Source organism: Legionella sp. km535 (genome assembly GCF_003990085.1).
Lineage (GTDB): Bacteria > Pseudomonadota > Gammaproteobacteria > Legionellales > Legionellaceae > Legionella > Legionella moravica.
Genome location: NZ_RZGU01000004.1, coordinates 152,007 through 173,070 on the forward strand (window position 1 = coordinate 152,007; position 21,064 = coordinate 173,070).

The following is a 21,064-nucleotide window of genomic DNA, read 5'->3' on the forward strand; positions in this document are numbered from 1 at the left end:
TTCAACAGTCCCTAATGAAATCCAAATGATGTTCTGAAGAAGATTGCTCATTAAATCGGTATCCTGAATCAGAAAAATTCTTAATCTGTTCTAAAGTATCTACTTTATTCTGCATCAGGTATTTCGCCATCAGCCCTCGTGCTTTTTTAGCATAAATACCAATCATTTTTGTTACGTTATTCTTACGTTCATAAAAATTTATTGTGACAATGGGGTATTTAATATTTTTGATATCTACTGCTTTAAAATATTCAGTGGATGCCAGATTAATAAGAACAGGATTCGCTTGAGAGGCTAGTTCTTCGTTTAATGCCTTGGTAATCGGCTCACGCCAAAACTCATAGAGATTATTGCCTTTAGGATTTTCCAGGCGAACCCCCATTTCAAGTCTGTAGGGTTGAATTCTATCCAGGGGTCTTAAAAGTCCATAAAGACCAGATAGAATTCCCAAATGAGATTGTGCATAGTCAATGTCTTCATTCATCCAGGTATTGGCCTGGAGCCCTTGGTATACATCCCCCTGAAATAAATAAATCGCAGGATAAGATTGCAAGACAGAAACGTCTTTAAAGTGAAACTGTTGATACCGATCATAATTCAAAACAGCGAGATCCCTGGATAAATCCATTAATTGAGCAATATCCTCAACAGATTTAGTTTGCATAATTTTAGCCAGTTTTAGGGCATTTTTGATTAACACAGGCTCTGTTGTGTCATTAATATAAGGTTTGGAGACAGGCAATAATTTTTTTGCAGGTGACAAGAGAGTAAACATGAAATGGATACCTATGGGTAGCAATTAAATCGACAGGTAATCTATCAGTATTTAAAACAAACGCCAAGATGGAAATAAACTTAACGCGAAGATTTAACGAATTAACGCTACAAACGATGCAGATACCATTTCTTAATTACTTTGCTGTGCCAGAGGATTGAAATGAGTTTTCTTCATTCCCTGAACCATACCAACTCGAGGTCTGTGCATAAAAATGGTAATGCTGTCACTAGTTAGAAGCACCTCACCCTCAGAGTTTATCACTTGAACCGCTATGGTATGCTTCCCTCTATAGATTCCATTTAATTGAAACAGAAGGTTCTGTTGAGGTTCTCCCATGGGAGCGCCATCAAAAATGATCTGCACACTATCACCCTGCGCCAGAGTGGGTTCTAATTCAACAGCGACAACGACATAACCTTGGTTGTTGCGAATGGTTGCCTCATTAAGAGGTTGTATGATCCCTATTTTAGTATATTTATGTTCTTCTAATGTGGATGTATCGTTTTTGTCTTGATTTTGAGTATCACCACCTGATGACTTCACAGGTGGTGTATAGCTTTGAGCATCAGGTATTTTTAATTGCTCAGAACCTGGATGAGGTCTATCACTAAAATGCACTACACCCTGACTGTCAGTCCATTTATAAATTTGCGCATGGGAAGCGCAAATCAATACCATACAAGAAACAGCCAGAAGTAGTTTTTTCATTAATACATTCCTTATAGACTATAATATAGCTCAAATTCATAAGGATGAGTTAAACTTCTGATTTTAGTAATTTCTTTTTTCTTCATGGTAATGTAGTTGTTGATAAAATCTCTGCTGAACACATCGCCATGTAATAAAAACTCATAATCTGCTTCCAGGTGCTCCATCGCCTGCTCCAGAGATGAGCATACTGTTGGAACATCAACAAGCTCTTCAGGCGGCAAATCATAAAGATCTTTATCCATAGGTTGACCAGGATGAATTTTCTTCTGGATGCCATCAAGACCCGCCATCATCATAGCAGAGAATGCCAGATAAGGATTTGCTGTTGGATCAGGGAAACGTACTTCAATACGGCGCGCCTTGGGATTATTGACATGAGGTATGCGAATTGCTGCTGAACGGTTTCTGGCAGAATACGCCAATAAGACCGGGGCTTCAAATCCTGGAACCAAACGTTTATAACTATTTGTTGAAGGATTGGTAAACGCATTTAATGCACGAGCATGTTTAATAATACCACCAATGTAGTAGAGCGCAGTGTCAGATAAACCAGCATATTGGTCACCAGAAAACAAATTAACACCATCTTTACTTAAAGATTGGTGACAGTGCATACCACTACCGTTATCGCCCACTAAAGGCTTAGGCATGAACGTAGCCGTCTTGCCATAATTATGAGCTACGTTATGAATTACGTATTTTAAAATTTGTATTTCGTCTGCCTTTTGGGTCAAAGTATTAAAGCGTGTTGCGACTTCACACTGGTTTGCAGTGGCCACTTCATGATGATGTGCTTCAACAACGGTACCTAAAGATTCTAAAGTCAAACAAATTGCCGAACGAATATCTTGAGAAGAATCAACTGGGGGAACAGGAAAATAACCACCCTTTAGAGCAGGTCTGTGTCCAATATTACCGCCTTCCATTTCTTTTCCGGAGTTCCAGTGAGCTTCATCAGAGTCAATAAAATAAAAAGAACCACTGATGTTGGTTTCCCAGCGAACATTGTCGAAGAGGAAAAACTCAGGCTCTGGACCAAAATTCACTACATCAGCAAGTCCGGTAGATTGCAAATACGCTTCAGCGCGTTGAGCTATGGAACGAGGGCAACGATCATAACCCAGCATAGTCTGAGGATCGACAACGTTGCATCGTATAAATAAAGTATTATCCTGGAAAAAGGGATCGAGCTTAATTGAATCTAAATCAGGCATCAGAGCCAAGTCAGATTGGTGAATCTTCTGCCATCCATCAAAGGACGAGCCATCAATCATTTTTCCATTTTCGATAAAATCATCATCTATTGCTGAAACAGGTAAGGTGATGTGTTGCTCTTTACCCCGTATATCAGTAAATCTCAGATCAATAAATTTTGCATCATGTTCCTTAATTGCTGTAAGTACTACATTTTTACTCATCTTTTAGTCTCCAGGATAGTCCGATTGTAGTTTACCTTAAGTGACTTATTAATCCCAATAGATTACACTCTATAGTTTTCTACTTTATCAAAGTTAATATGGGCGCGTACCAATATCAAGCGCTAAAAAAAAATGGCAGTGCTAACAAAGGCGTCATCGAAGCCGATTCAGAGCGTCACGCACGCCAATTATTAAGAGAACAAGGTTTAATCCCAACCCAGGTACATGCTTTGGCACAGCAACGTACAGGAAATACCAAAGGTAAAATTTCCGCTGCCGATCTCTCACTTCTCACCCGACAATTAGCGACATTGCTTGCAGCAGGGATTCCTGTAGAAGAATCATTACGAGGCGTCAGCGAACAAACTGAAAAAGATAAAGTAAGAGAAATCATAATAGGTATTCGTGCCAAGGTTCTTGAAGGGTATGGATTGGCTCAGGCGATGTCCTATTACCCCAATGCTTTTCCTGAGCTGTATCGTGCAACAGTCGGTTCAGGCGAACAAACCGGGCGTCTTGATTTGGTTTTGGAAAAATTGGCGGATTACACTGAAAACCAACAGCAAACCAGACAAAAAGTACAGCAGGCTCTCATATACCCTATCTTAATGATTCTCGTTTCTACTGCAATAATCAGTTTTCTTCTCACTTTTGTTGTACCCAAAATAATCGAGGTGTTTACCAGCAGCGGCCAAACCCTGCCCGGAATGACAGAGGTTTTAATTCGCATTAGTGACTACATTAAATCTTATGGTCTCTATACTTTAGTGGCTTTAATAATCCTGTTTGCAGGCTTCAAAAAAAGTCTGAGCAATATTAAAGTCAAAACTGCCTGGCATCGACTGTTGCTGAAGTTACCCATTATTTCTTATCTTGTAAAAACTATTAACGTTGCACGTTATATTCATACCTTTGGCATTTTGTTTGCTGCCGGAGTTAGTGTGCTGGAAACCATGCGTGTCTCTGCAAGTCTGGTAACCAATGTGGTAATGCGGCAATCATTTGATACTGCCACACTTCGAGTCAGGGAAGGCAGCGGAATTAGCGAAGCACTAAAAGAAACTCATTACATCAGTCCAATGGCCATTCATTTGATTGCCAGCGGAGAAAAAAGTGGACAGCTTTCAAACATGATGGAACGAGCTGCGTCTCATCTGGATAATGAAGTAAAACGGCTTATTGATACCTCATTAACTTTGTTAGAGCCTTTGGTAATTTTGTTTATGGGTGCCGTCGTATTATTTATTGTTTTAGCAACGTTATTACCTATATTTTCTATGGAACAACTGGTGACCTGATCGAGATTCATGATCTATTCATCAGGTCAGCAGAAGCATGTTATACTGGTACATTTGATTTTAAGAGGAACTATGATGAACAGGCAAAAAGGCTTTTCTTTGATTGAAATTATGGTCGTTGTAGTGATTTTAGGCATTCTTGCTTCAATTGTTGTTCCCAAAATTATGGGACGACCTGATGAAGCACGAAAAGTAAAAGCAAAACAGGACGTACTGGCTATTCAAAATGCACTGGATTTATATAAACTGGATAATGGTTCTTATCCAACCACTGACCAGGGATTAAGTGCCCTTGTTGAAAAACCCTCCAGTAATCCTTCTCCTACGAACTGGAAACAATACCTTAAGTCAGTGCCTAAAGATCCATGGGGTAGAGATTATCTGTACTTGAATCCAGGACAACATGGAGAAGTCGATGTATTTACACTTGGTGCAGAGGGACAACCTGGAGGTACAGGTATCAATGCGGAGATTGGTAACTGGGATGACCACTAATCGAGGATTTACCTTAATTGAGATTTTGATAGTCATCGTGATTTTAGGCATTACTGTAGGTTTTGCCCTCATCGCTTATGGTGACTTTGGCGAAAGCAAGCGTATCCAGTTTGCAGCGGAACAATTAGCAAACACGATACGTCTTGCTCAGCAGCAAGCAATATTGGAAAGCAGTACCATGGGGCTTCGAATCGATAGTTCCAGCTATCAAATTCTAAAGCTTCAGGACGCTACTGAATGGAGCGCAGTATCAAATAAAGGAATTTTCAAAATTAATTACTTCCCAAAAAACACAGTTATAACACTTAAAACGGGAAACAAGCCTGTCCAGGGAGTACCCGCCATTATACTACACTCTTCCGGAGACATTACTCCTTTTACTATGGTATTCAGCACCATTAAAGAAGAAATGATTACCACACTGAGCGCTACACCGAATGGCACCCTATCTTTTAGCTCGGCCAAATCCAAATGACATCTAAACCTAAATTAGAACGTTGTATTTCTGGATTTACATTAATTGAAGTATTGCTCGCCCTCGCAATCATTGCTATAGCCTTAACTGCTCTATTAAAAGCAACTGCTCAAAATATTGAAAACACCAACCGAATTAAAGAAAAATCCATCAGTCATTGGATTGCGATGCAAGGTGTTTCAATGATTCAATTAAATTTAATACAGACAAATCAAAGTCAAGAATCAACACAGGCAACAACAATGTTAGGCCAACAGTGGTATTGGAGAGCAAAAATCAGTACTACTCCATTCAACAAAGTACAACAAATCACCATTTCAGTAAGTCCTAAACAAACAGGGCCTTTCAGAGAAGAATTGGTTGCATTCAGGTATCTGCCATGAAGAGAAACAGAGGCTTTACCTTGATTGAAATTTTAATTGCTCTAACCGTATTTGCCATTTTAGCATCAATTACATCCTCCGTCCTGTATTACTCCTTTAATGCCCGAACTCGAGTCAATGAACAGGCTGATCGTTTGAATTCACTTCAACTAGCAATCAGCATCATTCAACAAGATACAACACAAACCATCGAGCGTCCTATAAGAGGAAATGAAATGCGTTTGTTTCCTGGATTTGTTGGCCAGGAACGATATCTGGAATTGACTCGCGATGGGGTTGCTAATCCCAAAAGTAGTGAAAAACGCAGCACTCTAAAACGCATTGCACTGGTTTGTGAGGACGATAAGCTCATCCGCCGAACCTGGTCCAGCCTTGATCCAGTAAACAGAAACATGCATTTGGATAAAGTATTAGTCAACAATTTAAACGATTGTTATTTCAATTACTTAAATCAAAACCTGCAGGTCTTGTCCGAATGGCGCGAGCAAGCGCTTGCTCAAAACCAACGCAAAGAGCCGCTACCCAAAGCGATCCAAATTAATTTAGTACTAAATGATTGGGGTAAATTGAACTTATTGTTTATCATACCTGGAGCTCTTTATGCACCCAAGTAATACAGCCCGAGGAGGTGCCCTTCTTACGGCTTTATTTATTATGACACTGGTTGCAATTGTTGCTACAGCAATGAGTACGCGATTACAACTGGATATATACAGAACTCGTCTAATGATCATCCATGATAAGCTCTATCTTGCTTCTCAAGCAGTGACATTCTGGTCGCTAAGCGAACTAAATAATAAAAAAAATACATTTAACAAAGCAAATGAACAAGGGATGGTGGATGAATTCCCTAAAAACAGAGCTTCTCTATATCATCAAGTCACTTTATCAGGCGGACTTTATGACTTACAGGCTCGATTTAATTTGAATAATCTAATAGAAAAAAAGTTTACCTTACCGTTCATTAATCTCATTGGTACTGTTGATTCCAAAGCAAATCAGATGGATAAAATCAATTTGACAAAGGCATTAAAGAATTGGCTGCTAAATTATGATCTGTCTCGTGGTAAAGACATTTTTACTTCCTACTACCACGCGCAAAATCCACCCTACAATCCTGGCCATCAACTGATGAAAAGTCGTTCAGAGTTTCGTCTGATTAAGGATGTATCAGCTTCTCTCTATTTAGCTTTGGAGCCCTATATTACCGTATTACCAGAAACGACCCCCATTAATATTAACACCGCGCCCAAAAGCATATTGATGTCTCTGGGTAATGGGCTTAGTGAAGCTCAGACGAATGAATTAATCATGGCCAGGGGTGAAGCGGGAATTAAAGATGTTAAAGAAATTGATGAATTAATTAAAAAAATTGATCTGCCCAAGAATCAAGTAACTATAGAAAGCAAATATTTTCTCAGCGTTGCTTTTGCGAAAAGTGATGATTTTAAATTAATTATTTACACTTTAATTCAACGTGATAAGGACAAAAAAGGTACTGTATCTGCAAGCATTCTAAGACAAAGCTTTAATTATTTTTAAACTAGATGTCTGAACGATCCTCGCTTTTTAAGAGCAGCAACAGTCTTGATTTTTAATTAAAGACAGTTGCTACGATCGCTGGATGAATCAACTATATCTTGGTATGAAGTAGCCTGGTTGCTCGCAAGTGTCTATTGATCACATCTTGCCCAAGACCAGCGGATTTGATCGCAGAACCAGGATAGCTGAGCTAAAACAGGGGATTCCGCGGTCACAGCCGCGGAAATTCGCATGTTATGTGAGTACATGCTGCATTTCGAAATCCCGCGGCGAAAACCGCGGGATCCATAAAGTAGAACCGGACTGGTTTGTAAAGATGTGTATAAGATTCAGTTGCTCGCAGCCAGGATTTTATGCACAAACTCTAAGCTTCGATTTCGAAACTTGAGAAACCATGATCCTGTTTGCGAGCAAACAGGCTTGTGGATTCCGCGGTCACAGCCGCGGAAATTCGAAGGTTATGTGAGTACATGCTGCATTTCGAAATCCCGCGGCGAAGACCGCCGGATCCATAAAGTAGAACCGGACTGGTTTGTAAAGATGTGTATAAGATTCAGTTGCTCGCAGCCAGGATTTTATGCACAAACTCTAAGCTTCGATTTCGAAACTTGAGAAACCATGATCCTGTTTGCGAGCAAACAGGCTTGTGGATTCCGCGGTCACAGCCGCGGAAATTCGCATGTTATGTGAGTACATGCTGCATTTCGAAATCCCGCGGCGAAGACCGCGGGATCCATAAAGTAGAACCGGACTAGTTTGTGAAGATGTGCACAAGAGACAGTTGCTCGCAACCAGGTTTTATGAGCACTAGATTCTGAGAATCGAGGCGTCACCCTGTTTGCTGGCAAACAGGTTACTTATGCAACTCTATGCAAAAAGCGCGGAACGTAGGCTAAGGGAGTAATGATCAATAGCTCTAATCATCGTAATTCACTTGAGCTTCTAAAGGACCAAGTTCCTTGATGTATTTATCGCCCTCGATTTTGTCTTTCTCAGTGAGTTTCCCTTCAAGTGCCTTAAGCTGTTTAAGCGCATCTTCATTTTTATTGTCTGAAGCAATCTTAAGCCATGCATAGGCTTTTATTAAATTTTTCTCGACGCCTAATCCAGCCATATACATATAGCCTAATTTTGCTTGTCCGACGGGATTACCTTGAGAGGCTGATTTTCCAAACCAGTAGGCGGCCTGTTGATAATCTTTATCAACTCCAGTTCCTGTGAGTAACAACTGACCAATTTGTGCCTGTGCTTCTGGTTGTCCTTTTTCAGCTGCAGCCTGATACCAATACGCTGCCTTTTGAGGATTGGCGTCAACACCATAACCTTTCAAGTAATAATATGCCAAATAAGTTTGTGCATTGACATGCCCATGGTTTGCCGCTTGTGAAAACCAATAAAATGCTGCTGCGTCATCTGCAGAGACACCACCTTGCTGGCCAGTATACAAAAGACCCAGACTGTACTCCCCTTTCTCATCCCCCTGTTCCGCAGCTTTTTGATACCATTCCAGAGCTTTGTTTACATCTTTAGGGGTTCCTTTACCCGTCATGTATTGATATCCCAGATTAACCTGTGCCTTGCTATATCCTTGATCTGCAGCTTTTCTGAACCAGGTAAATGCATTTTCTTCACTAGCTTGAACCCCATCGCCAGTAGCGTACATTAAGCCAATATTTCTTTGCGCGATTGGATTACCCTGTTCCGCAGCTTTCATATACCATTTAAATGCTTCAGTAAAATTCTGGGTTACTCCTTTTCCTGTATCATATAAAAAACCCAGGCTTAACTGTGATAACGCATTATTTTTTTCAGCAGATTTTAAGTACCAGTTTCGTGCTTCATCATAGCTTTCGGGAACGCCATATCCATACTGATACATACGTCCTAACAGATACATGGCTTCCTCATTCCCTTCTTTGGCTGCCTGCATTAAATGAGGATATGCCGTTGTATAATCACCATTTTCATAAGCAGCAAATCCAATAAGTTCATCTGCGAATGCTGTATTTATTGCCAACAGCATTATTCCTAGAATAAACCCTCGCATGAGTTCTCCAATTCAACTCCCTTAACATAAAGATTAGAATATGGAGCCAACAAAGCAAGTAATTGAACAAAATTAGAAGGTTAATTACTGAGAACACCTGGTTCCTTGAAGAATTTTTTAACTCGTTGAAATAAGTTGTCGTTGCGAACAATGTGAAGCCGTACAGCATTTGAACGAAGATTCGAGCTGATTCGTTAACGCACGAAATAACGTATTTTTTGCAATAAATAAATTTTGCTCACAGTGCCTAAAGTTAAAAAAACAAGGAACCCGTGCATTCTGAATGTCTTGAAATCGGACATTTCTTGTGCCTTGTTGAGGATATCCCTTGTGTTATTCGGGATGATGGTTCCTGGTTTCGTCACTCTGAGCCTTGATAAGGATCTCGCAATCCAGACAGAACAAAGTTCAGAATGACGAAGTTTATGTATTTATAGAGGAGTTACACTATGGGCTGTTGACATTTCATTATGTTCAAGCCCACTTTCCGCGACTTGTTCGCGGAATCAATAGATCTTGCGCAAAACAAGAATATATTGCACCTATAAAGATTGAATTGGATCCCGCGAACAAGTCGCGGGACGACGAAACTTGAGTTGTCATCAGACCCTAATGCAGAAGCCTTATATTTATAAAGCTTCAAATATCGCGGCAGCACCCATTCCTGTACCTATACACATAGTAACCATTCCATAGCGACCTTTGGTTCTTCTTAAACCATGAAGTAATGTAGCTGTTCTGACTGCTCCTGTAGCACCCAGTGGATGTCCTAAAGCAATAGCACCTCCAAGCGGATTTACCTTATCTGCAGGTAGATCAAGTTCCTTGATCACGGCTAAGGCCTGAGCAGCAAAAGCTTCATTGAGCTCAATCCAATCCAGTTGATCCAGAGTAATTCCAGCACGTTTTAATGCAACAGGAATTGCTTTAATAGGTCCTATTCCCATAATTTCAGGAGGCACACCGGCAACGGCAAAACTCAATAGTCGTCCCATAGGCTTCAGATTGTATTTTTTCAATGCCTCTTCACTTGCAAGCAATGCAATTCCAGCACCATCGCTAGTCTGAGAGCTGTTTCCCGCGGTTACAGTTCCTCGCGCGGCAAATACAGGTCTTAGTTTGGAAATGACCTCATAGGAAGTATCCGCTCTTGGCCCCTCATCCATACTCACCATTTTTTTCTTGATGCTCACAGATGACGTATTAAGATCCGCATGTCTCACGGTGATCTCAATAGGACTAATTTCAGATTCAAAATCACCTCGTTGCTGAGCTGCTACTGCTTTTTTATGGCTCTCCGCAGCAAACACATCTTGTTGTTCACGTGATATTTCCCAACGTTTTGCAACATTCTCGGCCGTAATACCCATTCCGTATGCGATAGCGATGTCCTCATCCTTAAAAATCACAGGATTTGCTGTATATTTATTGCCACCTAAAGGAACCATAGACATACTTTCAACACCACCAGCCAAAGCTAAATGCATCTCTCCGTTATTAATGGATGCTGCCGCAGTGGCAATACTCTGCACCCCTGAAGAGCAAAACCGATTAATCGTCATCGCAGGTGTGGATTGAGGCAGATCAGCCAATAATGAAGCGATACGAGCGACATTCATACCCTGCTCGGCTTCAGGCATGGCACATCCTATTATCACATCCCCTATTTCCTGCCAATCTACAGATTGATGTTTATGGGTTAAACATCTGATCGTGTGAGCTAATAAATCATCGGGTAAAGTGTGGCGAAAAACGCCTCTTGGCGCTTTGCCAACCGGAGTGCGCAATACATCTACTATATAAACATTGGTCATTATTAAATCTCCTTCTTAATTGCGCAGTGGTTTACCAGTCTCTAACAAATGACTGATCCTTGCCTGAGTTAATGGAGTCTCAGCCAGAGTGATAAAAGACTTCCGTTCCAAAGTCAAAATCCATTCCTCATTGACCAGTGTGCCTTGATTTACATCACCACCACAAATCACTTTAGCTAGCTCATTTGCAAGAAAATAGTCATGTTTGGAGATGAAACCACCTTCTAACCAGTTGATTAATCCCGCCTGCAACCGAGCGTGACCTTCAATACCAGCCACTTTAAAGTGTTTACTGAGCGGAGGTAAATAACTTGCTGCCTGCATGGCTTTGACTTGAGCCAATGCTGCAAATAAGACTTCATCTGCATGCATCACAATAGAATCTGAATGACGCAAATACCCCATCTGCATGGCCTCCACTGCACTTCCAGCGACCTGTGCAGTTGCAATCTGTTGATAATAGGGTTGAATAAAAGTTAACAAATCTGCTTGCTGGGCATGATTGGCTGCACGCAATGCCATTTCCTTGCATCCCCCACCAGCAGGGATTACTCCAACGCCAGCCTCAACCAGACCTGGGTATGATTCAAATGAAGCCACTACTGCATCACAGTGCATCATCAATTCACAGCCACCACCTAAAGCCCTGCCCCTCAATGCAGCTATAGTAGGAATTGAACTATACTTTAAGCGCATGGCTACACGCTGAAATTGAGCAATCATATTATCCAGGGCTTGAAATCTGCCTTCCTGAATTAACATGGAAACACCACGTAAATCAGCTCCTGAACTAAAATTGGAGGCATCACGCTGATAGATAATGAGTCCCTGACATTGTCTCTCGGCAATTTCAAGAGACTCCTCCAGACCATCCAGAACGGATTGGCCTACGGTATTCGCCTTACTTTTAAAATTAACTACCGCTACATCATCTTTCAGATGCCACAAACACACGCCTTCATTTTCATAAATAACATCGACTGGATGCTGAGATTCTTTTAGTACACTATCATGGAAATATTGACGCTGATAAACAGGTAAGGAGCTTCGAGGTTGATACTGATTGTGTTGCGGTGAATAAGCACCTTCCTCTGTATAAAATAAATTAATAGCGTCCAGCCAACCAGGTAATGCTACATTATTTAACGATGCATTTGATTTAATGGATTGATTTATATACCCGGTCATCTTACGTAAATCAGCTAATTGCCAGGTTTCAAAAGGCCCTTGCATCCAGCCAAATCCCCAACGAATGGCTAAATCAACGTCTCTTACATTATCAGCAATTGATTCCAGGTGGTATGCGCAGTAATGAAATAAATCCTTAAAGCAAGCCGCTAAAAACTGAGCTTGTTTATCAGATGAAGAGACCAGATTGTGCATTCGTTCGACGGGGTCATTAATCTTCATTATTGCTTTCAGTTCATCACTCACTTCTGATTTGGAAGGAACATATGTGCCTGATTTTATGTCATAAACTTCAATGATTTTGCCATTTTTCCTATAAATCCCCTGGCCTGACTTTTGCCCAAGATGTCCTTCTTTTATCAAGCCCAGCAACCACTCAGGTAATTGAAAGCTGTTATGCCAGGGATCATCTCTAAGCTGATGATGCATGGTATGAATAACATGTTGCATGGTGTCCAAACCAACTACATCCATTGTTCGGAAGGTTGCAGATTTAGGTCTTCCCAATAGAGGACCTGTTAGAGCATCCACCTCATCTAATCCCATGTTCATCGCCATAGTGTGATGCAAGGTTGTTAACAGTGAAAAGACTCCAATGCGGTTAGCGATAAAATTGGGAGTATCTTTTGCCCTTATCACTCCTTTGCCTAAATGACTGGTTAACCAGGTTTCCAGATTGTCCAACAATCTTGGTGATGTGGTGCTTGCTGGAATAAGCTCGGCAAGATGCATGTATCGAGGTGGGTTAAAAAAGTGAACCCCACAGAAATTATGTCGATGCTGTTCTGGCAATACATCACATAAAGAATTAATACTCAACCCTGAGGTATTGCTTACCAGGATAGTCTTTTCTGACAGGTAAGGTGAGATTTTTTTATATAATTCTTCTTTCCAATCCAATCGCTCAGCGATAGCTTCAATAATTAAATCGCATGAAGACAAATCGGCCAGGTTATCCTTATAATTTCGAGCCTTTAGGTATGCGGCTGTTTGCGCTGACGCAAGAGGCGCAGGTTTTAACTTAGTCAAATTAGCGATTGCCTTGTCGATTAAACCATTAACTGGCCCCTCCTTAGCTGGCAAATCAAATAACAAAGTTTCTATTCCTGCATTAACACAGTGCGCAGCTATTTGAGCACCCATAACACCTGCACCCAGAACCGCGACTTTCTTGATGAAAAATGGTTCCTGCATTATTGTTTCCTCTTGATTGGTCATAAAATTAATAAAAATCACCGATTTTTTTAGCTAAACCAGGGGCTGTTGACAATACGAATTACCGCAGCTTGACCGCGGAATCCACAATCACCAGACTCAACCCTAGATCCCGCGGTCAAGCCGCGGGATTTCGGCTGAGATGTAATTCGGATCAACCCTTCGAATTTCCGCGGCTTGACCGCGGAATCCACAATCACCACCCCAAATCCTGGATCCCGCCGGCAAGCCTCGGGATTTCGGCAGAGATATAATTCAGCTCTACTCTTCGAATTTCCGCCTTAAGACAAATTAAATCGAATGCCTTGAGCCAAAGGCAGTTCATCCCCCCAATTAATGGTATTGGTTTGACGTCGCATGTACGCTTTCCATGAATCAGAACCTGATTCTCTACCCCCACCAGTTTCTTTTTCACCACCAAAAGCCCCGCCGATTTCAGCTCCTGAAGTACCAATATTGATATTTGCAATTCCACAATCACTGCCGCAAGCACTTAAGAACCGTTCGGCATTTTTTAGATTCTGGGTGAATAACGCAGAAGACAGTCCCTGAGGAACACCATTCTGCAGAGCTATTGCCTCATCTAAAGAGCGATAAGACATTACATAAAGAATAGGCGCAAAAGTTTCTTCTTGCACAATATCCCAATGATTTTTAACATCACAAACCAGAGTAGGCTGAACAAAGGAACCAGCATGATTTATAACATCACCACCAAAAACAATCTGACCGCCTGCTTCCTTGATTCTGGAAATTGCATTCTTAAATTGCTCTACGGCACCGTGATCAATTAAAGGTCCCATTAAATTACGACTGTCCAATGGATCACCAATAGTAATCTGCTCATACGCATGCTGTAATCTCTTGATAACATTCTGATACTGAGATTCATGAACAAACAGACGTCGCGTAGAAGTACAGCGCTGACCTGCAGTTCCCACTGCACCAAACACAATCGCGGGAATAGCCAAATGTAAATCCGCTGATTCATCGAGAATAATTGCGTTATTTCCACCCAGTTCTAAAATTGTTTTCCCCAGGCGTGCCGCAACTTTAGCTGAAACCTTTTTCCCTACAGCAGTAGATCCAGTAAAGGAAATTAATGGGATTCGTGCATCATCCACCATCGCTTCAACTACATCATGCGATTCAGGAATAATCAGGCTGAAGATTTCAGGGCAGTTATTGCTCCTCAAAACGTTATTGCATATATGTTGTACAGCCACAGCACAAAGTGGTGTCTTAGCCGAAGGTTTCCAAACAGTAACATTACCGCAAATGGCAGCTAAAAACGCATTCCAGGACCAAACGGCAACGGGAAAGTTAAATGCAGAGATTACTCCAATAATTCCATATGGATGCCACTGCTCATACATTCGATGATTTGGACGCTCTGAATGCATGGAATTTCCATACAACATTCTGGATTGCCCCACTGCAAAGTCTGCGATATCAATCATTTCCTGAACTTCGCCATCACCTTCCTGTTTCGACTTACCCATTTCAAGTGAAACCAGACTGCCTAAACTGTCTTTATGCTCTCTCAAAGCTTGACCAATTTGTCGAATAATTTCACCTCGCTTGGGCGCGGGGACTTTTTTCCAGGCCTCAGCCGCTTGTTCTGCACGATGCATAACCTGCTCATAATCATCCATAGTGCATGTGGCAATTTCAGCGAGTTTTTCTCCGTTTGCAGGACAAAATGAAGATAAAGTATGATGATGAAGTTTACTCTGCCAACCCTGACCACTAAAGGCGCCTGGATTGACTTCCTTGATATTTAATTGCTGTAATATTTCCACGGAAAGCTCCTAAGCGTAGTATTGACCAAAGCGATTATTCAGAACCCTATCCAGATGGAACTGTTCCTGTAAGATTAATCCTTTGTACTCATTTGCCTGACCCAATACCAAATCCACCACAGCACAAACACCAGAAGCAGTACTTACTTGAATAGCAGACCATTCCAAACCACGAATAGTTTCAGGATACACTTTTTTGACATAACTTTTTTCAGTCAACTCACCTTGCTTGATTCCTTCAACAGTCACATAAACAATAACTATGTCCTGATAAGTTTTAGGAATTGCGCTTTCCAATATGCGTTTTAGAGTAGATCGATCTTCATTTAATCGCAAATCATTCATTAATAAGCGCATTTTTTCACAATGCCCAGGATATCGCATTGTCTTATAATTCATGGATTGAACTTTACCCGAATAGAGCTCACCCAAACTACCCAGACCACCAGAAGTATTGAATGCCTCATATTCACAACCGTCGATTTGTATGGATTCCAAACCTTCCAGAGGCGCCATCACAACAGATTTGCCGGCTTCAATACCATAGCATGGATTTCCGTACTCATTAATCACCCCGTCAGTAGACCAGGTTAATGAATAATGAAGGGCATTATTAGCTCGCTGAGGCAGTGCGCCCACTCTTAATTTAGCATGATGGCATTGGTCAAATTCCTGCATCAGAGTGTTTGCCGCGATGCTGATGAAACCAGGAGCCAGACCGCATTGTGGTACAAATGCAGTTTCAGCATTCTCTGCGATTGCTTTAACCGCTTCGGTAACAGCAGTATCTTCGGTTAAATCAAAATAATGAGCTTTAGCAGCTTTTGCAGCAAGTGCCACATGTGTATTTAAAAAGTACGGTAAACTAGAAATGACTGCGATAATATTGTGTTTTTCTAAATAGGCTCGAGTGGATTGTTCATCTTTAACATCCAAAGCAACCGTTTTTATTTCAGGCAATGCGGCTAATAATCGTTTAACATCAGAACCATTAAAATCCACATCTGCCAAATGAACTTGATAAGACCCGCTATCAGCCAATAAACAAGCAATCAAGCTACCTATCTTCCCAGCACCAGTAATCATTACGTTATACATACAATCCCTCTCCTTTGTAAAACGTGTTTATCCTACACAAAATAAAACTGATTTGATAGACAGAACAAAAAAATCCATGCAGGAATGTAGTAAATTTTCAGTTGATAATCCTGCCATATCGCTTCTCTTTTCTATATAACTTGACCTTAATGGCTTAGTCATTTATCTTGACCACTTTAATCAATACGATTAGTTCATGAAGCCAGCAGCTCTTACCAACACCTTATTAATGGAATCTTCAATAAAGAACAATTATTTGACTTATCTTTCAGTTTTTTTTGCAGGTCTCTTGGGCCCTTTGGGGTTTGCCCCATTCCATATGCCCGGAATCACTATTATAAGTCTGGCGCTGTTATTTTCGTTGGCGCTCAACTGTACCAGGAAACAAGGTCTAATGCTCGGCTTCCTCTTTGGATTAGGTTATTTTGGTTTTGGGGTATCATGGGTTATTGTCAGCATCCACGATTATGGCGAATTAAACTATCTGCTCGCAGGAATAACGACTCTGGCTTTTATCGCCTACCTGGCATTATTCCCTGCTTTGGTTGTGTGGTTATTTAAAATACTTGAGCAACCTCCCTATAAACTGCTTACCCTGTTGTTGTTTAGTACTTTATGGTGTTTTAGCGAAATAATTCGAGCCTCCCTATTCAGCGGTTTTCCCTGGTTAATCGCCGGAACCACGCAAATCGATACCCCGCTTAAATACCTTGCGCCAATTATTGGCCTTCATGGTTTAAGTTTCCTGTGTGTCTTTCTTGCCTGCCTATTAGCGGTTGGAATTCGCGAACAATCAATCAGGCGTTTTTACTATCTCAGCGCTTTTGTCTTAATCCTAATCATTCCTGCTGCCGGCAAATACATCCAATGGACACAGGTTAAAAATGATCCCGTTTCTATAGGAGTTATTCAAGCCAACCTGTCCATGCGTGATAAATGGGATGAAAGTTTATTTTGGAAACTTTTAAAATATTACGAACAAACAACCGAACAGCTTTTGGGAAAACAATTAATTATTCTACCAGAGTCTGCAATACCCTTGCCTGCGAGCTATCTTGAGGATTATTTGGATCGTCTTCATGAGAAAGCATTAAAAGCAAAAAGCGCCCTGATTCTTGGTATTTTACAACCAACGGACACTAATGAGACACATTACCATAATTCGATCATAAGCCTCGGAACGGCACGAGGGGTACACGTTAAAAATCACCTTGTTCCATTTGGAGAATACATACCCAAGCCCTTTGTAGCAATTAATCGGTGGATGAATTTACCCGAACCCAATATCCTTCCAGGAAGACCACATCAGCCATTAATCAATGTCGCGAATCATCCCATAGCCAGTTTAATCTGTTATGAAATCGCTTATCCCAATATCGTCAGATTGCAGATGCCCATGGCTCAGTGGATCATTTCCATTAGCGATAACGGTTGGTTTGGCCGTTCACTCGCCAGCTATCAGCAGTTACAAATGGCACAAATGCTGTCTTTGCTTACTGGAAGATACCAGGTTGTAGTGAATAACGATGGATTATCCTCTGTAATTAATAATCAGGGAGAGGTTCTCGATAGCCTTCCACCCTTTAGTTCTGGTATTTTACAAAGTGAGATTTTTCCTGCCGTAGGATCCACACCCTGGATTCATTGGAATGAATACCCGGTGATTTTTTTATGCTCATTAATTCTTATTTTTGCACTACTTTTGCAGGTTAGACGATTAACTAAGCAATAATCTATTGCTGGCGAGGACAAGAGGGGTTATCCTAAGCGCTTTACAGTCACTAATTTAATTGGACTATGGATATTACCTATAAACCCCAAGAAGTTGAAGATCAAGCTCAACAATATTGGCATAAAAAACAATCATTTAATGTAACCGAAGATTTAAACAAAGAGAAGTTTTATTGTTTATCTATGTTCCCCTATCCCAGCGGAACCCTACACATGGGGCACGTCCGCAATTACACCTTGGGGGATGTTATAGCCCGTTATCAACGAGCCCTTGGTAAAAACGTCCTTCAGCCTATAGGATGGGATGCCTTCGGCCTTCCTGCTGAAAATGCCGCAATTAAAAACGGGATCCCGCCAGCAGTATGGACCAAGAAAAATATTGCTGCAATGAAAGAGCAATTTTTACGATTGGGTAATGCTTATGACTGGAAACGCGAATTAACCACCTGTGATCCTGAATATTATCGCTGGGAACAATGGTTTTTCATTCGATTATTTGAAAAAGGCCTGGTCTACAAAAAAAATGCCGTAGTAAACTGGGATCCAGTTGACCAGACTGTTTTAGCAAACGAACAAGTGGTTGATGGTCGGGGCTGGAGATCCGGTGCCTTAGTAGAACGAAAAGAAATATCGCAATGGTTTATAAAAATTACATCCTATGCTGATGAATTGCTGAATTCTCTGGATACTTTGGATGAATGGCCAGCTCAGGTAAAACAGATGCAGCGCAACTGGATTGGTAAATCCATTGGGACAGAAATCTATTTCAATGTAAATAATTACCCAAAACGCCTTAAAATCTATACGACTCGACCAGACACGCTGATGGGCGCAACGTATCTTGCAGTGGCAACCGATCATCCGTTAGCAAAGGAAGCAGCAACTCACAACGAAGAGGTTAAAGCCTTTTTAGACAGTTGCCAGGGAACAAAAATGGCCGAAGCAGAACTGGCCACTATGGAAAAACGTGGGATTGATACAGGAATGACTGCAGTTCATCCCATCACGGGTAAAGATATTCCTGTCTGGGTTGCCAACTTTGTCCTCATGCAATACGGCTCAGGAGCTGTAATGGCTGTTCCTGCTCATGACCAACGTGATTGGGAATTTGCCCATAAATACCAACTTCCAATTATAGAAGTGATAAAACCGGATCACGAGAAACAGCATGATCTGACTCAATCAGCTTATACTGGTGAAGGAACATTAATCAACTCAGGACAATTTGACGGATTACATTCTTCTCAGGCCGTGGAGTCAATCACCCAGTTTCTTGAAACGCATGAAGCAGGTAAAGCAACGATTAATTACCGTCTTCGTGACTGGGGTGTTTCCCGACAAAGATACTGGGGAACTCCTATTCCCATGATACTCTGTGAACAATGTGGCGTGGTACCCGTTCCGGAAGAGGAGCTTCCAGTCACATTACCAGAAAATGTAGAATTTACTGGTGCAGGCTCTCCTCTTGCGCAATGCCCTGAATTTGTTAACGTATCCTGTCCAAAATGCGGACAAGATGCAATTAGGGAAACTGATACCTTTGATACCTTCGTAGAATCTTCCTGGTATTACGCTCGTTTTGCCTGCAAAGGCCAGGAAAGTGCCATGCTTGACGATAGAGCCAAGTACTGGACACCAGTTGATCAATATATTGGCGGTATCGAGCATGCAGTCATGCATTTACTTTATGCGCGATTTTTCCATAAATTGATGCGTGATGAAGGTCTTGTTAATTCAGATGAACCATTTAAAGCCTTGTTAACCCAAGGTATGGTATTAAAAGATGGACATAAAATGTCCAAATCCATCGGCAATGTGGTTGATCCCAATCATCTGATTGATACCTATGGCGCGGATACAGCCCGTCTTTTTGTTATGTTCGCAGCACCACCAGAACAATCATTAGAATGGTCTGATGCTGCAGTTGAAGGCGCGCATCGTTTTCTCAAGCGAGTTTGGGCTTTTGCTCATCAACACATCAATTTATTCATTGATATTAATGACATTATTTTAAGTGGTAATGGTATTATCGATTGGCAACACACTGAAAATCGTTTAAAAAAATCACGACATGTTGTTCATCAAATACTGGCTCAAGCAAATAATGACTACGAGAGAAATCAATTTAATACCGTTGTTTCGGGTTGCATGAAATTATTTAACGAAATCTCATCGTATACCATCGAAACCGAAGACGATAAAATGTTCATCCATTCAAGCATGAGCATTCTGCTTAAATTGCTTGCGCCAATAACACCCCATATTTGCCACCATATTTGGCAGCAACTGGGCTTTGAAAAAGCAATTATTGATGCGCCATGGCCAAAAGTCGATAAAAGTGCGTTAAAAACAGAAGAAGTAGATTATGTGGTTCAGGTCAACGGAAAGCTAAGAGCGCAATTTACAGCAAGTGCTGAGGCTACAGAAGATGAATTAATTGAGGCAGCCAAGCAGCATGCCAAAAGTTTTCTGGAAAACCTTAGCATCAAGAAAGCTATAGTAGTCTCACACAGACAACTAATTAATCTGGTTGCAGGTTGATGAAAGCAAAATATTGCATCACCGTGCTTTTGACCATTCTTTTAACCGCCTGCGGATTTCATCTGCGTGGGATAATTGATGTTCCAGAGTGGCTCAACAATGTATCCATTATCTCCAGGGATGGAGATAAAGATTTAATTTCAAAAATGAAAACACAATTGGAAGGATACAAAATTGATGTAAATCCTGATCCTGCCACCGCAAAATATTGGTTAATTATCAATAAATCCAATGTACAGCAACAAATCATCAGTATTGGTGCCAGCACCAATCCAAGACAGTATCAATTAATAATGACTACTCTGTTTTCTCTACAAACATCGAAAGGTCAAATAATTAAAGCCCCAAAACAAGTCATGGTCACTCGTCAGCTCACTATCAATAATGACAGAATCCTAGGTTCTAACGAGGAGCAAGCTATTTTATTAAACGAAATGCACCAAGACACGGTTATCCAAATTCTTAACCGAATTAGCCATAAATAGTTGATTCTTTCTGTTGAGTTAATCACAATCGCAAACAGCATTT

General features: G+C 41.0%; 17 protein-coding genes. 9 read left to right on the forward strand and 8 right to left on the reverse strand.

Annotated elements, in window-relative coordinates; translation table 11 throughout:
• Nucleotide 1: 1 nt before the first annotated feature.
• From yaaA to glnA, 3 genes are all read right to left on the reverse strand, one after another.
• The gene (gene yaaA / locus ELY21_RS03910; RefSeq protein ID WP_127107073.1) at nucleotides 2-775 is read right to left on the reverse strand and encodes a peroxide stress protein YaaA; all 774 of its coding nucleotides are present in this window, start codon (nucleotides 773-775) and stop codon (nucleotides 2-4) included.
• A 132-nt stretch (nucleotides 776-907) separates the two neighbouring features.
• On the reverse strand, nucleotides 908-1,486 hold the full coding sequence (locus tag ELY21_RS03915; RefSeq protein WP_127107075.1) for a DUF4124 domain-containing protein: 579 nt from the start codon (nucleotides 1,484-1,486) through the stop codon (nucleotides 908-910).
• Nucleotides 1,487-1,497: 11 nt separating this feature from the next.
• Entirely contained in the window at nucleotides 1,498-2,907 is a 1,410-nt protein-coding gene (gene glnA, locus ELY21_RS03920) for a glutamate--ammonia ligase (protein ID WP_127107077.1), read from the reverse strand.
• Nucleotides 2,908-3,005: 98 nt separating this feature from the next.
• Between glnA and lspF the strand changes: the two genes are divergently transcribed.
• The 6 genes from lspF (at nucleotide 3,006) to gspK (ending at nucleotide 7,100) form a co-directional block, all read left to right on the forward strand.
• On the forward strand, nucleotides 3,006-4,205 hold the full coding sequence (gene lspF / locus ELY21_RS03925) for a GspF family T2SS innner membrane protein variant LspF (RefSeq protein WP_127107079.1): 1,200 nt from the start codon (nucleotides 3,006-3,008) through the stop codon (nucleotides 4,203-4,205).
• A gap of 75 nt (nucleotides 4,206-4,280) precedes the next feature.
• The gene (lspG, locus tag ELY21_RS03930; RefSeq protein WP_028384472.1) at nucleotides 4,281-4,700 is read left to right on the forward strand and encodes a GspG family T2SS major pseudopilin variant LspG; all 420 of its coding nucleotides are present in this window, start codon (nucleotides 4,281-4,283) and stop codon (nucleotides 4,698-4,700) included.
• Nucleotides 4,690-5,175 (forward strand): type II secretion system minor pseudopilin GspH, encoded by a 486-nt coding sequence (gene gspH, locus ELY21_RS03935; RefSeq protein ID WP_127107081.1) that lies wholly within the window; start codon nucleotides 4,690-4,692, stop codon nucleotides 5,173-5,175. Before lspG ends, gspH begins: the two co-directional genes overlap by 11 nt.
• The gene (gene lspI / locus ELY21_RS03940) at nucleotides 5,172-5,558 is read left to right on the forward strand and encodes a GspI family T2SS minor pseudopilin variant LspI (protein WP_127107083.1); all 387 of its coding nucleotides are present in this window, start codon (nucleotides 5,172-5,174) and stop codon (nucleotides 5,556-5,558) included. The genes gspH and lspI overlap by 4 nt, the downstream gene beginning before the upstream one ends.
• Nucleotides 5,555-6,172, forward strand: a complete 618-nt coding sequence (lspJ, locus tag ELY21_RS03945; RefSeq protein WP_127107085.1) for a GspJ family T2SS minor pseudopilin variant LspJ — start codon at nucleotides 5,555-5,557, stop codon at nucleotides 6,170-6,172. The genes lspI and lspJ overlap by 4 nt, the downstream gene beginning before the upstream one ends.
• Complete coding sequence (gene gspK, locus ELY21_RS03950) at nucleotides 6,159-7,100, forward strand: type II secretion system minor pseudopilin GspK (protein WP_127107087.1); 942 nt, start codon at nucleotides 6,159-6,161, stop codon at nucleotides 7,098-7,100. The genes lspJ and gspK overlap by 14 nt, the downstream gene beginning before the upstream one ends.
• A 916-nt stretch (nucleotides 7,101-8,016) precedes the next feature.
• Here the strand turns inward: gspK and ELY21_RS03955 are convergent.
• The 5 genes from ELY21_RS03955 to ELY21_RS03975 form a co-directional block, all read right to left on the reverse strand.
• Entirely contained in the window at nucleotides 8,017-9,147 is a 1,131-nt protein-coding gene (locus tag ELY21_RS03955; protein ID WP_028384467.1) for a tetratricopeptide repeat protein, read from the reverse strand.
• Between the two features lie 629 nt (nucleotides 9,148-9,776).
• Nucleotides 9,777-10,961 carry an acetyl-CoA C-acyltransferase gene (locus ELY21_RS03960; protein WP_127107089.1) on the reverse strand — a complete coding sequence of 395 codons (1,185 nt, stop codon included), beginning with the start codon at nucleotides 10,959-10,961 and terminating at the stop codon, nucleotides 9,777-9,779.
• Between the two features lie 15 nt (nucleotides 10,962-10,976).
• On the reverse strand, nucleotides 10,977-13,343 hold the full coding sequence (locus ELY21_RS03965; RefSeq protein ID WP_127107091.1) for a 3-hydroxyacyl-CoA dehydrogenase/enoyl-CoA hydratase family protein: 2,367 nt from the start codon (nucleotides 13,341-13,343) through the stop codon (nucleotides 10,977-10,979).
• Nucleotides 13,344-13,645: 302 nt separating this feature from the next.
• The gene (locus ELY21_RS03970; RefSeq protein ID WP_127107093.1) at nucleotides 13,646-15,166 is read right to left on the reverse strand and encodes an aldehyde dehydrogenase family protein; all 1,521 of its coding nucleotides are present in this window, start codon (nucleotides 15,164-15,166) and stop codon (nucleotides 13,646-13,648) included.
• A gap of 9 nt (nucleotides 15,167-15,175) precedes the next feature.
• Nucleotides 15,176-16,264, reverse strand: coding sequence for a saccharopine dehydrogenase family protein (locus ELY21_RS03975; RefSeq protein WP_127107095.1), 1,089 nt, complete (start codon nucleotides 16,262-16,264; stop codon nucleotides 15,176-15,178).
• A 196-nt stretch (nucleotides 16,265-16,460) separates the two neighbouring features.
• On the opposite strand from ELY21_RS03975, the gene lnt reads away from it, so the two are divergent.
• The 3 genes from lnt (at nucleotide 16,461) to lptE (ending at nucleotide 21,021) form a co-directional block, all read left to right on the forward strand.
• Nucleotides 16,461-17,996 carry an apolipoprotein N-acyltransferase gene (gene lnt / locus ELY21_RS03980; RefSeq protein WP_127107097.1) on the forward strand — a complete coding sequence of 512 codons (1,536 nt, stop codon included), beginning with the start codon at nucleotides 16,461-16,463 and terminating at the stop codon, nucleotides 17,994-17,996.
• 65 nt (nucleotides 17,997-18,061) lie between these two features.
• Entirely contained in the window at nucleotides 18,062-20,536 is a 2,475-nt protein-coding gene (gene leuS, locus ELY21_RS03985) for a leucine--tRNA ligase (RefSeq protein WP_127107099.1), read from the forward strand.
• The gene (gene lptE, locus ELY21_RS03990) at nucleotides 20,536-21,021 is read left to right on the forward strand and encodes an LPS assembly lipoprotein LptE (RefSeq protein WP_127107101.1); all 486 of its coding nucleotides are present in this window, start codon (nucleotides 20,536-20,538) and stop codon (nucleotides 21,019-21,021) included. The genes leuS and lptE overlap by 1 nt, the downstream gene beginning before the upstream one ends.
• The last annotated feature ends 43 nt before the right edge of the window (nucleotides 21,022-21,064 follow it).